Here is a 12,816-nt window from a genome sequence, read left to right as displayed (position 1 = left end):
CCTCAACTTGAACGCACGTAGAGCGGCTGTGCCCGTTCGGGCCACCCGGCGATAGGGCGGATGCGAGCAGCGGAAAGGAGCGCGACGGCATGATCGACAATCTCGCGCTGGCGATCAGCCACGGCCTGATCGCGCTGACGATCTGGCGGCTGCTGCGCCGGCCCGATCTCGACCGCGAAAGCGTGCCCGGCGCGGCCCCGGCGCGAAAGCGGAAGGGCCGCCCGCTTGCGTGATCTCGTCTTCGTCGCCTTCCTCGCCGCCTTCTTTGCGGCGGGGTTTCGCCGGCCGTTCATCTTTGTCCTTGCCTATGTCTATATCGACGTCGTCGCGCCGCAGCGGCTGACGTATTTCCTGCTCAACAGCATCCCGATCTCGCTCATCGCGGTGGTGCTTTCGGTTGGCGGATGGCTCGTGGCCGATGACAAGACCGGCACGCGCGTCGCGCCGCGGCAGGGCCTGATCGTCGTGCTGATGGTCTATTGCTACTGCACCACGCTCACCGCCGATTTCCCGGTCGAGGCGCTCGATAAATGGGGCTGGGTGTGGAAGTGCCTGGCGTTTGCCGCCTTCCTGCCCTTCACGCTGCGCACCAAGCTCCGGATCGAAGCGCTGCTGCTCGTGATGGTCGCCTCGGCGGCATCGATCATCATCGTCGGCGGGATCAAGACGATTGCCAGCGGTGGCGGCGGCTATGGCTCGCTCAACTTGATGGTGTCGAACAATTCGGGTCTGTACGAGGGCTCGACCATCTCGACGGTCGCGGTCGCGATCATCCCGCTGATCCTGTGGTTCACGCGGCACGGCACGATCTTCCCGCCCGACTGGAAGGTGAAGGGCTTCTGCTACGCGCTGGTCTTTTCGTGCCTGCTGATCCCGGTCGGCACCTCGACGCGTACCGGTTTGCTGTGCATCGGCCTGGTCGCGGTGCTGATGCTGCGCGATGCCAAGCGCAAGGTGTTGTATCTGTGCCTGCTCGCCACCGCAGGGATGATCGCAGTGCCCTTCCTGCCATCGTCGTTCACCAATCGGATGAGCACGATCAAGACCTACAAGGGCGACGAATCCGCCTCGACACGGCTCGCGGTGTGGGGCTGGACGTGGGAGTATGCCAAAGAGCATCCGATGGGCGGCGGCTTCGAAATGTACCGCCAGAACAAGATCCGCTACGATACCGAACGCGTCGAAGGGACAGCGGCGAACTCCACCGTCGACCGCCATTTGACGGTGGATCAGGCCCGCGCCTTCCATAGCGCCTATTTCGAAATGCTCGGCGAACAAGGCTTTCCCGGGCTCATCCTCTGGCTTTCGATCAGCCTGATCGGTATTTTCCGGATGGAAGTGCTGCGCCACCGCTATCGCAAGGCGGCGGCGGATATGGCGTGGGTCACCCCGCTCGCCGGCGCGTTGCAATCGGCGCATATCGTCTATCTGCTCGGCGCGGCATTCATCGGCATCGCCTTCCAGCCGTTCGTCTATATGCTGATCGGCGCGCAGATCGGGCTCGATACCTACCTCTCGCGCAAGCGCGCCGGCGCGCCGTGGCAGCCGCGCCGGGCGGTGCGAACGGTCGAACCCGCGTCCGCCTGATGTCGGCCCCCGCCCCAACCGCCGCCGTCCACCGCCACGAACTGCGCGCGCTGACCGGGATGCGCGGGATCGCCGCGTGGTTCGTCGTGCTCTATCATATTCGGCTGTCGCTCGACTGGCTGCCGCCAACGCTGCTGGCCGTGTTCGCCAAGGGGTATCTCGCGGTCGATTTCTTCTTCCTGCTTTCGGGCTTCGTGATCTGGCTGAGCTGGAGCGCGCGGCTGCGGCACGGCGGGGTCCGCGCGGTGCCGTCCTTCCTGTGGCGCCGGCTTGCACGGATCTGGCCGTTGCACATCGTCGTGCTCGGCGCGACGCTCGCGCTGGTGCTCGCGCTTGCCGCGACCGGGCGGCACGATGCGGCGCATTACCCGTATGCCGAACTGCCGCTCCATATCGCGCTGATGCAGACATGGGGGTTCACCGACCACCTCGCATGGAACGACCCGAGCTGGTCGATCAGCACCGAATGGGCGGCGTATCTGCTGTTCCCGCTCATCGCTTTCGCGCTCGACTGGCGGCGCATACCGAGCTTGGGCGTGGTCGCCGCGATCGTCGGCTTGCTCGGGCTGTTGCACGTCGCGATGGCGGGTTCGCCGACGCTTGGCTTCGAGATCTGGACCTACGGGCTACGGCGCTGTCTGATCGAATTCGCGGTCGGCGGCGCGCTGTGCTCTTTATGGGAGCGGTGGCGCGATGCACCGATCCTGCCTGCGCTCGTGGCGATAGGCTGTACGGTGGTGGCGTATGCCGCAAAGCTATCGGGCCAGCCCGAGACGCTGACGGTGCCGGCCGCCTTTGCTGCCGCGCTGCTGGCGCTCGCCCTGACCTCGGGACTGCGCGGCAACCCGCTCGAAATCCCCGCGCTGCATTATCTCGGTGAGATCAGCTATGCGACGTATCTCAGCCACTTCCTGCTGTTCGTCATCTTCAAGCTCGCCTTGCTCGACGATGTCCACAGCATCGCGCCGATCTTGGTCGCGCTGTATCTCGCGCTTGTCCTCGGCACGTCGGTAGCGCTCCACCACTTGGTCGAGCGCCCCGCGCAAAGCTGGATGAACCAAATCCCCGCCCGCTTGCGGCGAGCGGGGATCTCGGGTCAGGCGTCTTCCAGCTCTTCCTGAAGCGCGGCGAGGATCGCCTTGTTGAAGGCAGGAATATCCTCGGGCTTGCGGCTGGTGATGAACGATCCGTCGACGACGACTTCCTCGTCCACCACATCGGCGCCGGCATTGGCAAGATCGGTGCGTACCGACGGCCAGCTCGTCATGCGGCGACCGTCGACGACATCGGCCTCGATCAGCAGCCACGGCGCGTGGCAGATCGCAGCGATCAGCTTCTCGTCATCGGCGAATTCCTCGATGATCTCGATCGCGCGGTCGTTCATCCGCAGCGTGTCGGGGTTGGCGACGCCACCCGGCAGCAGCAGCGCGGTGTAATCCTCGGTATCGACGTCGTCGAGCAGCATGTCGGGGGTGATGGTGTCGCCCTTCTCGTCATGGTTCATGCCCTGGATCGGGTTCATTTTCTCCGAGGCGAGCGTCACCTTGACGCCGGCGTCGAGCAGCGCCTGGCGCGGTTCGAAGAGTTCGACTTGCTCGAAACCATCGGTTGCGAGAATGAGCACGTGGACGTTTGAAAGATCGGCCATGGGGAGTCTCCGGCTAAGTGTTCCGGCGGCTTAACCATCGGGAGGGCCAGCCCGTTCCGGAACGTTGCGATGGCCCGTGCATTCATAAGGGCCATGACGAAGCTTTCTTACCACGACGACAGTGACCCTGGTATTACACGCAAGGCCGTGCGCCATGGCTGGGGCTATTATGATGTCGATGGTGCGCGCATCACCGATCGCGACGAGATCGACCGGCTGAACGCGATCGGCCTGCCCCCCGCCTATCGCGATGCATGGTACTGCCCGAGCCCGACCGGCCATATCCAGGCGGTCGGCTGGGACGAGAAGGGCCGCAAGCAATATCGCTATCACGTCGATTTCCGCGAGACGCAGGAAGCGGCGAAATACGAGCTGTGCCTGCCCTTCGGCCATGCCCTGCCCAAGCTGCGCGCGCGCGTCGCCGCGGACCTCGCCAAGCGCGGGATCGGCAAGGACACCGCGGTAGCGGCGGTCGTCCGGCTGCTCGATCTCGGCAAGGTCCGCATCGGTAACGAAGGCTATGTGAAGGCGAACAAGAGCTTCGGCGCGACCACTTTGCGCAAGCGTCATGCCGCGCTGAAAGGCCAGGCGCTCAAGCTCCAGTTCAAGGCCAAGTCGGGCAAGCTGCGCGTGCTGACGATCACCGACGGATCGCTCAGCCGCTTCGTCAAGCGCTGCCAGGACCTTCCGGGCCAGCACCTGTTCCGCTGGGTGGACAGCAACGGCGAGGCGCACCCCGTTACCTCATCCGACGTCAACGCCTATATCCGTGATGCGATGGGCGCCGATTTCACCGCGAAGCATTTCCGCACATGGAGCGCGAGCGTGCTCGCGTTCGAGGCGCTCGCCGGCGCGACGCACGACATCAGCCTCAAGACGATGTTGCTGCCGGTCAGCGAAGCGCTCGGCAACACGCCCGCGATCGCACGCAAATCCTACGTCCACCCCGCTTTGCTCGCGCTCGCCAAGGACGGACAGTCCGCGTTTCGCGAAACGCTCCGCCTGCCGCGCAGCACGCAGCAATTAAGCCGCGCCGAACGCGGCTTGCTCGCTTTCCTCGAACAGGGCACGCCGCCGTCTTCCGCGAAAGCCGCCTGAGAAGTTTTAAATGACCGTCAAGAATAGCACTTCGATCCTGCCGCCGATCCGCGTCCAGGATTTCGACGAACAACTCCGCAGCCTGATCGGCACGACCTATCGCTGGGCCGCGACACATTGGCTCCAGCTCATCATTGCTGTCGGGATGGCCAGCCTGCTGGTGTTCGCGATGCATTTCGTGCGGCGTATCGCGCGCAAATACTGTGCGCACCCCAGGCAATCGCGACGCTGGGGCGCGATCGTCGCGCGGGCGGTGCTGGCGACGGGCAACACCTTCATGGTAGTGGCGGCGGTCAAGCTCGTCAGCGCGGGCAATTTCGCCGGCACACCGCAAGAGGTGCGCGCGACGATCAACTTCGTCTGGATCCTGACGGCGGGCTATCAAGGCGCGATCTGGGCGCGTGAGATCATCATCGGCGCAATCGAATATCGCACCGCCGACGAGCATTATTCGGGCGAGGCGATCGGCAGCGCGATGGGGATCATCCGCATCCTCGTCGGCTTTGCCGTGTTCGCGATCGCCGCGATCGTCGTGCTCGACAATCTGGGGGTCAACGTCACCGGCCTGATCGCAGGTCTCGGCGTCGGCGGCATCGCGATCGGTCTGGCAGCACAAGGCATCTTTGCCGATCTGTTCGCCGCGCTGGCGATCATCTTCGACCGCCCGTTCCGCCGCGGCGACGCGATCAGCTATGACAAATCGTCGGGCACGGTCGAGGCGATCGGCCTCAAGTCGACGCGCATCCGCGGCGTCACCGGCGAGGAGCGGATCGTCGCCAACAAGCAGCTGCTCGAGAAGGAAATCATCAACAACACGCAGCGCGAATATCGCCGCGTCGTGTTCACGCTTGGGCTGGTGCAATGGACGCCGATCGAGACGCTCGAGGCGCTGCCGACGATGATCAAGGCGGTGGTCGAGGAAAAGGGCATGAAGTTCGTCCGCGCGGGCTTCACCACCTTCGGCGCGAGCAGCTACGACTTCGACGTCGAATTCGATTCGCCGAGCGCTGCGTTCCAGGAATTCTACGACGCGCGCCATATGGTCGGGTTAGCGATCATCCGCTGCCTCAACGATGCGGGGATCAGCCTCGCTTATCCCACGCAGACGAGCTTTACCGCCGCGCCCGACGGCGAGATGGTGCTGCCTTATGCCGCGACCGACCCGCGCCCGGCTGCGGAAAAGGCCGAGCCGACGCCCGTCCCCGCCCACCGCCAGGGAACGGGCGCGACGCCGAGCGACTCGGCGGTCGATGGCGATTCAGGCCACAGCTAACCCGCCGTCACCCCGGCCTTGTGCCGGGGTGACGTAACGGCTCAGATCCCGCCTTCGTCGAGGCTCAGCAACGTCGCATTGCCGCCCGCGCTGGTCGTATCGATCGACACCGCGCGCTCGACCACGAAGCGGTGGAGGTAATGCGGCCCGCCCGCCTTTGGCCCCGTCCCCGAAAGCCCCTCGCCGCCAAATGGCTGCGACCCGACCACCGCGCCGATCATCGAGCGGTTGACGTAGAGGTTGCCGACTTGCGCCAGCGCCTCGGTCTCGTCGGCAGCGCGCGCGATGCGGCTGTGGAGCCCCATCGTCAGGCCATAGCCCTTGGCGTTGACCGCCGCGATCGTCTCCGCAAGCTTGCCCGCCGGCCAGGTCGCGACGTGCAGGATCGGCCCGAACCATTCCTGCGTCAGATCCTCGATCCGATCGAGCTGCACCAACGTCGGTGGCACGAACAGCCCCTCGGCGGGCGCATCGAGCGTCTTCACCACACCGGCGCGCGCGCGATACGCCATCAGCTTGTCGTATGCCGCCTGGTCGATCACCGGGCCGACATCGGTCGCCGGATCGGCCGGATCGCCGAGCCGCAGCGTGTCCATCGCGCCCTTCAGCATCTCGATCGTCGTGCCCGCGATCTCCTCCTGCAACAGCAGGAGGCGGAGCGCCGAACAGCGTTGCCCGGCCGAGCGGAACGCCGATGTCACCACGTCCGCGACGACCTGCTCGGGAAGCGCGGTCGAATCGACGATCATCGCGTTGATCCCGCCGGTCTCGGCGATCAGCGGGACGATCGGACGGCTGCCGTCCTCGAGCAGCGACCTTGCGATTTTCCGCGCGGTGGCGGTGGAACCCGTAAAGGCGACACCCATCACGCGCGGATCGGCCGTCAGCGCGGCGCCGACTTCGGGGCCGCCTGGGAGCAGGATCAGCGCGTCCTGCGGCACACCCGCTTCATGCGCTAACTCGACTGCGCGCGCGGCGATGCGCGGCGTCTGCGGCGCGGGCTTGGCGACGACGCTGTTGCCCGTAACGAGCGCGGCGACCGTCTGGCCGAGGAAGATTGCGAGCGGGAAGTTCCACGGCGCGATCGTCGCCCACACCCCGCGCCCGTCGAAGCGCAAGACGTTGCGCTCGCCGGTCGGCCCGGGGAGTTCGATCGGCTGGAGGCCGTCGCGCGCTTGCTGGGCGTAATAGCGACAGAAATCGACCGCCTCGCGCACTTCGCCGAGCGCATCGGGGATCGTCTTGAAGGCTTCCTGGACGCAGATCGCCATCAGTTCGTCGCGGTGCTGCTCGAGCAAATCGGCGAGGCGATCGAGGCGCGCGGCGCGCTGGGTTACGGGGGTGGCCGACCAGGCGGGGAACGCCGCATGCGCGCGCGCAACCTCATCTCCCCTCCCGCTTGCGGGAGGGGTTGGGGGAGGGAAGTGCGAAACGGTCGAAGTCGCGCCTGAGGCACGCCCCTCCCCTAGCCCCTCCCGCAAGCGGGACGGGGATTCGACCGCCGCAACCGTCTCGCGCAACACCACCCGGTCCGCGAGATCGAGCCCGGCGCTGTTCCGCCGCCCCGCGCCGAACAGATCGACCGGCAACGGAATGCTCGGATGCCGCGCGCCGCCGACCGCGGCAATCTTCGCCACCGGGTCCGCGAGGATCTCCGCCTCGGTCAGCCGCTCGTCCGCCAGCTGATGCACGAAGCTCGAATTCGCCCCATTCTCGAGCAACCGGCGCACCAGATACGCCAGCAAATCGCGATGCCCGCCGACCGGCGCATAGACCCGGCAATGATAGCCATTCTCGCGCACCATCCGCTCGTACAGCCCGTCACCCATGCCGTGCAGCCGCTGGAATTCGAAGTCGCGGCTGTTGCCCGCCCATTCCATGATCGTCGCGACCGTCAGCGCATTGTGGCTGGCGAAGGCCGGACGGATGTTCGGCGCATCGAGCATGTCGCGCGCCACCGCCAAATACGACACGTCGGTCGCCGCCTTGCGCGTGAACAGCGGATAATCGGCCAGCCCCTCGACCTGCGTGCGCTTGATCTCGCTGTCCCAATAGGCGCCCTTGACCAGCCGCACGTTCATGACGCGATCGAGCGCGCCCGCCCACGCAACCACCGGCCGCGCGCGCTTGCCGTACGCCTGCACCGCCATGCCGAAGCCGTCCCAGCCCTTGAGGCTCGGCAGTGCGGCAACGGTACCGATGATGTCGAGGCTCATCTCGAGCCGCTCGCTCTCCTCGGCATCGACAGTGAGCGCGATGCCCTTGCTGGCCGCCTGCAGCGCAAGCGCCTCGAGCATCTCGGTCAGCGCCGGCACGCACTCGTCCCAGCGCGACACTTCATAGCGCGGGTGCAGCGCCGACAATTTGACAGAGATCGAATGCCCCGCCGCGGGGTCACGCCCGACCGCGTCGACCGCATCGGTGTAAGCGCGGAAATAGCGTTGCGCATCGTCGTGCGTTCGCGCGGCTTCGCCGAGCATGTCGAAGCTTGCGGTAAAGCCCTTGTTCTCGGGCTTGCGCATCCGCTTCATCGCTTCGTCGATCGTGCGGCCCATCACGAAGATCTCGCCCATCATCCGCATCGCCGCGCCGACCGCCTGGCGCACGAACGGCTCGCCCGCGCGGCTGATGAGACGGCGGAGCGAACTCTGCGTCTGCCCGTCGCCAACGAGCGCACGGCCGACCACCAATCCCCAGGTCGCCGAATTGACGAGCGTCGAGTTCGACTTGCCCGTGTGCGCGCGCCAATCGGCATCGCCGAGCTTGTCGGCGATCAGCAGATCGGCGGTCTCGGGATCGGGCACGCGCAGGAACGCCTCGGCGAGCGACAGCAGCGCCACACCCTCGGACGAATTGAGCCGATATTCCTGTAGAAACTGGTTCACCCACCCCTTTCCTTGCGCTGCACGCAGGTCGGCGAGCAGGCCCAGCGCATGTCCCATTACCCGCTCGCGCGAATCGGGCGTGAGCGCGGCACGATCCAGAAGCGACTTTAGAACATCGGGTTCGCTCGCCCGGTGCAAAGCGCCCATGGATTTGCGGGCTGTGGACGCTACGTCAAAGGTCATGTTCCGGTTTCCGGTCAGGGTGAGACTTGCGCGCGGCGTGCGTGAGTGCCATTTGCCGGCGCGACGTCGCCTATGCGACGAATTTGCTTTCAGGGGAATGCCGTGACGACCGTTACAGCTCAGGAAATGACCGGCCGGATCGGCACCGAACAGGTGTCCGACTGGGTCGAGGTCAGCCAGGAGATGATCGACAAGTTTGCAGACGCGACGGGCGATCATCAGTTCATCCACGTCAACCCGGCAATGGCGGCGATGACGCCGTTCGGCGGGACGATCGCGCACGGCTTCCTCACGCTGTCGCTGATGCCGCTGCTGTCGTCGAAGATCATCGATCCGGTGACGATCGAGGGTGTGAAGATGGGGATCAATTACGGCGGCAACAAAGTCCGCTTTCTCCAGCCGGTCCGCTCGGGCAAGCGCGTGCGCGGTCGCTTCAAGCTGCTGAGCTTCGAGGAGAAGCGCCCGGGCCAGTGGCAGCAGACCAACGAATTTACGGTCGAGATCGAAGGCGAGGAAAAGCCCGCGATGATCGCCGAATGGATGTCGCAGATTTTCGTTTGATCCTTGGCGTCGCCCCGGCGGAGGCCGGGGCCGCTGCGTTGTAGCCCGCAACGCGAGCAGCGCTTCCTACCGAGCGGCCCCGGCCTCCGCCGGGGCGACGTTATAAAGGAAATACCATGCGTTCCGCCGTCATCGTCTCCACCGCCCGCACCCCGATCGGCCGCGCGTACCGCGGTGCCTTCAACAACACCCCCGCCCCGACGCTCGCGTCGCATTCGATCCGCGCTGCGGTCGAGCGCGCCGGGATCGAAGGCGGTCTCGTCGACGACGTCGTGTTCGGCTGTGCGCTCCAGCAGGGTCACCAGGCCGGCAACATTGCGCGCACATCGCTGCTGCGCGCCGGCCTTCCCGTCACCGTGCCGGGCATGTCGGTCGACCGCCAGTGCGCCTCGGGCCTGATGGCGATCGCCACCGCCGCCAAGCAGATCATCACTGACAACATGGACATCACCATCGGTGGCGGCGTCGAGAGCATCAGCCTCGTCCAGACCCCGCAGATGCGCGTCGCACCCGATCCCGAGCTGATCGCGATGCACAAGGACGTCTACATGTCGATGCTGGTCACCGCCGAGACGGTCGCCAAGCGCTACAATATCAGCCGCGAAGCGTGCGACGAATACGCGCTCGAATCGCAGCGCCGCACCGCCGTCGCGCAGGCCGCCGGCTATTTCAATGCCGAGATCGTCCCGACCAGCGCCAGCATGGCCGTCACCAACAAGGAGACCAAGGAGGTCACCTACAAGGACGTCACGCTGTCGAAGGACGAGGGCAATCGCCCCGAAACGACGCTCGAGGGCCTGCAGGCGCTGCAGCCGGTGATGGGCCCGGGCATGAACGTGACCGCGGGCAACGCCTCGCAGCTCTCGGACGGTTCGTCGGCCTCGGTGCTGATGGAAGAGAAGATCGCCTCGCAGCGCGGCCTCCAGCCGCTCGGCCGCTATGTTGGCATGGCGGTTGCGGGCACCGAGCCCGACGAGATGGGCATCGGCCCCGTCTTCGCGATCCCCAAGCTGCTCGAGCGCTTCAACCTCAAGATGGACGATATCGGCCTGTGGGAGCTCAACGAAGCCTTCGCGGTGCAGGTGCTGTATTGCCGTGACAAGCTCGGCATTCCGAACGAGCTGCTCAACGTCTCGGGCGGCGCGATCTCGATCGGCCATCCCTACGGCATGACCGGCGCACGTGCGACCGGCCACGCGCTGATCGAAGGCAAGCGTCGCGGCGCGAAGTATGTCGTCGTGACGATGTGCATCGGCGGTGGCCAGGGTGCGGCCGGGCTGTTCGAGGTCCTGTAATTGAAATAGGCGCCGGATTCGGCTATGACTGCGTTGGCGATGTCATAGGCGCCTCTCATAACGAGCCCCGGTCGTGCTAGCGGCCGGGGCTCAATACGTTTGGGGCTCGGCTGCTAGACCGAGCCCCGCCCGTGCACCCTAGTCTTTGCGGGCTACCTCGATGATCTTCAGGACTAACGTCCCGAAGGCGAAGAGCACGCCCAGGATCAGGCACAGATCGGCGACCGTCATAGGTACACCTCTCATCTAGGCGGCCAAATTGCCGCCAACGATGTGAATAATATCGTTTTTTGCGGTCCGCAAATGTCGACAGAGCTAGCCGCAGTCAGCGGGGGAAGCAGCATGAGATAATCCTCTAATGCTCAGCGGCGCGCGACCGTCATTCACCGCCGTTCATTGCCTAAGATGCGCGGCAACCAACCGCGCGTTCCGTCGTTTCTCTCTCGAACCATCCTTCAGGAGAGGCTCGCATGGCCGACACGCACGAAATTACCCAGACGCTCTGGAAGAAGATGGCCGACAGCCCGTTCCTGATGGTCGGTCTGGCCGACGGATCGTCGCACAGCGAGCCGCTGACCGCACAGCTCGACAAGGATCTGGTCGACACGCTGTTCTTCTTCGTCGGCAAGGACAATCGCCTGATCGGCGGCGGCAAGGTCATGGCGCAGTTCGTGTCGAAGGGTCACGATTTCTTCGCCTGCATCGCCGGCACGATCGCGCAGGACAATGATCGCGCGATGATCGACAAGCTGTGGAACAAGCAAGTCGAAGCCTGGTTTCCGGGCGGCAAGGAAGATCCCAACCTCGCGCTGCTGCGCTTGAAGATCGACAATGCCGAGCTGTGGGAGACCGACATCTCGCTGTCGGGCCGCCTCAAAATGCTGTTCGGCGGCACGATCAAGTCCGACGAAAGTGGCAGCCACGCCGTCGTGAACACGACCGCAGCCTGACCAAAACATTTCGGCCCTGTCTTCACCGAAGACAGGGCCGACCCGAACCCTACGATGAAGCGCGCGGCGTCAGCCGTGCGCTTTCATCCATTCCTCGACCACCGGCGCGACCTTGTTGCGCCACTTCGATCCGTTGAAGATGCCGTAATGCCCGGCGCCCTCGGCCATGTAATAGCGCTTCTTGTCCTCGGGCAGGCTGGTCGCGATCGTCAGCGCGGCCTTGGTCTGGCCGAGCCCCGAAATATCGTCCTTCTCGCCCTCGATCGCCAGGATGGCGATGTCGGTGATCGCAGCCGGGTCGACCACGCGCCCGCGATGCGTCATCGTGCCCTTGGGCAGCGCATGGTCCTGGAACACGACGTCGATCGTCTGCAGGTAGAATTCGGCGGTCATGTCGCAGACCGAGCGATATTCCTCGTAGAACGCCTTGGTAGAGTCGGCCTGGAGGTCCTCGCCCTCGACGAGATGTTTGAACAGCTCGTAATGCGACATCATGTGGTTGCCGAGGTTCATCGACATGAAGCCGGCAAGCTGCAGGAAGCCCGGATAGACGCGGCGACCCGCGCCCGGATAGTTGCCCGGGATCGTGGCGATCACATTCTGGCTGAACCAGCTGTGCGGCCGCTCGGTCGCCAGCGTGTTGACCGCAGTCGGCGCCTCGCGCGTATCGACCGGCCCGCCCATCATCGTCAGCGTCTTGGGGCGGCACGGGTTGTTGTCGGCGCTCATCACGCAGGCAGCGGCATAGCACGGCACCGACGGCTGGCAGACCGCGAGCATATGCGTGCCCCCCTGCCCTTCGTTCGCGCCGATCGCCTCGAGGAATTCGATCAGATAATCGACATAATCGTCGAGATCGAACTTGCCCTCGCTCAGCGGCACGAGCTTCGCATCGCGCCAATCGGTGATGTAGACGTCGGCAACAGGCAGCATCCGCTCGACTGTGCCGCGCAGCAGCGTCGCATAGTGTCCCGACATCGGCGCGACGATCAGCAGCTTAGGGCCGCCCTCGATGCCGACACGCCGGAAGCGTTTGAGTTGTCCGAAGGCTTTGCGCAATACCACGTCTTCGACAATCGCCACCTCGGCGCCGTCGATCGTCGTGCTGTCGAGCCCGAAGGCGGGCTTGCCGCGGGGTGCCGCGGCATGCGCGAACACCTCGAGCGCGGAGCCCAGCACCGCGCCGCCGCCAAAATAGGCAAAGGGATTGGCAGGGTTGCTGAGCAGTCCGGCACTGAAATCGGCCATGGCGCTGGCGCCTGCCAGCATCGACTTCTGCATTTCGTAAGCATTGTAGAGCATACCGGACTTTCTAGCAGACAATCGTGAATGTCAA

At 65.1% G+C, this 12,816-nt stretch carries 11 protein-coding genes; 8 read left to right on the top strand and 3 right to left on the bottom strand.

The genetic code is table 11. The features are described from left to right. Positions 1 to 89 precede the first annotated feature (89 nt). The 3 genes from QN347_RS08890 to QN347_RS08880 are packed head-to-tail and all read left to right on the top strand — an operon-like array spanning position 90 to position 2,708. Complete coding sequence (locus tag QN347_RS08890; RefSeq protein ID WP_322159857.1) at positions 90 to 233, top strand: hypothetical protein; 144 nt, start codon at positions 90 to 92, stop codon at positions 231 to 233. Then, the gene (locus QN347_RS08885) at positions 226 to 1,587 is read left to right on the top strand and encodes a putative O-glycosylation ligase, exosortase A system-associated (RefSeq protein ID WP_322159859.1); all 1,362 of its coding nucleotides are present in this window, start codon (positions 226 to 228) and stop codon (positions 1,585 to 1,587) included. The genes QN347_RS08890 and QN347_RS08885 overlap by 8 nt, the downstream gene beginning before the upstream one ends. Then, the gene (locus tag QN347_RS08880; protein ID WP_322159861.1) at positions 1,587 to 2,708 is read left to right on the top strand and encodes an acyltransferase; all 1,122 of its coding nucleotides are present in this window, start codon (positions 1,587 to 1,589) and stop codon (positions 2,706 to 2,708) included. The genes QN347_RS08885 and QN347_RS08880 overlap by 1 nt, the downstream gene beginning before the upstream one ends. Here the strand turns inward: QN347_RS08880 and QN347_RS08875 are convergent. Further along, entirely contained in the window at positions 2,684 to 3,235 is a 552-nt protein-coding gene (locus QN347_RS08875; RefSeq protein WP_133187007.1) for a type 1 glutamine amidotransferase domain-containing protein, read from the bottom strand. The genes QN347_RS08880 and QN347_RS08875 overlap by 25 nt on opposite strands. 93 nt (positions 3,236 to 3,328) lie before the next feature. Between QN347_RS08875 and QN347_RS08870 the strand changes: the two genes are divergently transcribed. Both QN347_RS08870 and QN347_RS08865 read left to right on the top strand, forming a co-directional pair. Further along, positions 3,329 to 4,333 (top strand): DNA topoisomerase IB, encoded by a 1,005-nt coding sequence (locus QN347_RS08870; protein WP_322159862.1) that lies wholly within the window; start codon positions 3,329 to 3,331, stop codon positions 4,331 to 4,333. 10 nt (positions 4,334 to 4,343) lie between these two features. Further along, complete coding sequence (locus QN347_RS08865) at positions 4,344 to 5,606, top strand: mechanosensitive ion channel family protein (protein ID WP_322159864.1); 1,263 nt, start codon at positions 4,344 to 4,346, stop codon at positions 5,604 to 5,606. Positions 5,607 to 5,647: 41 nt separating this feature from the next. Here the strand turns inward: QN347_RS08865 and putA are convergent, their stop codons facing one another. Then, positions 5,648 to 8,638 carry a bifunctional proline dehydrogenase/L-glutamate gamma-semialdehyde dehydrogenase PutA gene (putA, locus tag QN347_RS08860; RefSeq protein WP_416194457.1) on the bottom strand — a complete coding sequence of 997 codons (2,991 nt, stop codon included), beginning with the start codon at positions 8,636 to 8,638 and terminating at the stop codon, positions 5,648 to 5,650. A gap of 162 nt (positions 8,639 to 8,800) precedes the next feature. On the opposite strand from putA, the gene QN347_RS08855 reads away from it, so the two are divergent. The 3 genes from QN347_RS08855 to QN347_RS08845 all read left to right on the top strand — a co-directional run bounded on the left by QN347_RS08855 (position 8,801) and on the right by QN347_RS08845 (position 11,480). Next, the gene (locus QN347_RS08855) at positions 8,801 to 9,235 is read left to right on the top strand and encodes a MaoC family dehydratase (protein WP_322164097.1); all 435 of its coding nucleotides are present in this window, start codon (positions 8,801 to 8,803) and stop codon (positions 9,233 to 9,235) included. A 116-nt stretch (positions 9,236 to 9,351) separates the two neighbouring features. Continuing rightward, positions 9,352 to 10,530 (top strand): acetyl-CoA C-acyltransferase, encoded by a 1,179-nt coding sequence (locus QN347_RS08850; RefSeq protein ID WP_189676732.1) that lies wholly within the window; start codon positions 9,352 to 9,354, stop codon positions 10,528 to 10,530. 470 nt (positions 10,531 to 11,000) lie between these two features. Continuing rightward, positions 11,001 to 11,480, top strand: coding sequence for a pyridoxamine 5'-phosphate oxidase family protein (locus tag QN347_RS08845; RefSeq protein WP_133186995.1), 480 nt, complete (start codon positions 11,001 to 11,003; stop codon positions 11,478 to 11,480). A 69-nt stretch (positions 11,481 to 11,549) separates the two neighbouring features. Here the strand turns inward: QN347_RS08845 and QN347_RS08840 are convergent, their stop codons facing one another. After that, positions 11,550 to 12,782, bottom strand: coding sequence for a polyhydroxyalkanoate depolymerase (locus QN347_RS08840; RefSeq protein WP_322159867.1), 1,233 nt, complete (start codon positions 12,780 to 12,782; stop codon positions 11,550 to 11,552). Positions 12,783 to 12,816 lie beyond the last annotated feature (34 nt).

The organism is Sphingomonas sp. 10B4 (genome assembly GCF_035019905.1).
Lineage (GTDB): Bacteria > Pseudomonadota > Alphaproteobacteria > Sphingomonadales > Sphingomonadaceae > Sphingomonas > Sphingomonas glacialis.
This window is presented reverse-complemented; position numbering and strand designations above follow the sequence as displayed.